The sequence below is a fragment of the Psychrobacter sp. 1Y4 genome, from assembly GCF_051847555.1.
This window is the reverse complement of the sequence record NZ_JBPYDE010000949.1, coordinates 1-563: the sequence shown is the minus strand read 5'-3', so window position 1 is coordinate 563 and position 563 is coordinate 1. Positions and strand designations below refer to the sequence as shown.

The following is a 563-nucleotide window of genomic DNA, read 5'->3' as shown; positions in this document are numbered from 1 at the left end:
AACGCTTCTGGACTGAGTGCTGCGGTTTGTTCTTGCATTATTGTTACCTTGCGATTGCTGTTTTTATCTTACCGTTTGTCTTAAAGCTCTATCTGCATACCATCAAAGGCCACTTCAACACCATGCTGTTTTAATGTCGCCGCTTGTTCAGATTGCTCGTTCAATATCGGGTTAGTATTGTTGATATGAATGAGCACCTTACGAGTATTGTCGAGCTGATCTAAATAATGCAACGAGCCATCATCACCGCTGATATGCAGATGCCCCATGTCTTGGCCCGTTTTAGTGCCAACGCCGCGTTCTTGCATCTCGTTGTCTGTCCATAGCGTGCCGTCAATCATCACGCAATCAGACGCTTTCATGATTTGCATGACTTCATCGTCAATTTTGCCTAAGCCTGGGGCATAGAACAGCTGCTTTTGTGTTTTTAAATCTTTCACAATCAGTGCAATGTTGTCGCCATCATGAGGGTCATTGCGATGTGGTGAATACGGTGGCGCTGAGCTTCTGATGACCAAAGGTGTTAGCTCTAAATTTCTATAACCGTCAATTTGAAAGCGCTG

At 44.6% G+C, this 563-nt stretch carries 1 protein-coding gene; it reads right to left on the bottom strand.

What is annotated here, in order from left to right; translation table 11 throughout:
• Positions 1–80: 80 nt before the first annotated feature.
• A partial coding sequence (locus ACS8FC_RS19785; protein ID WP_439298040.1) for an MBL fold metallo-hydrolase occupies positions 81–563 on the bottom strand: 483 nt, incomplete at its 5' end.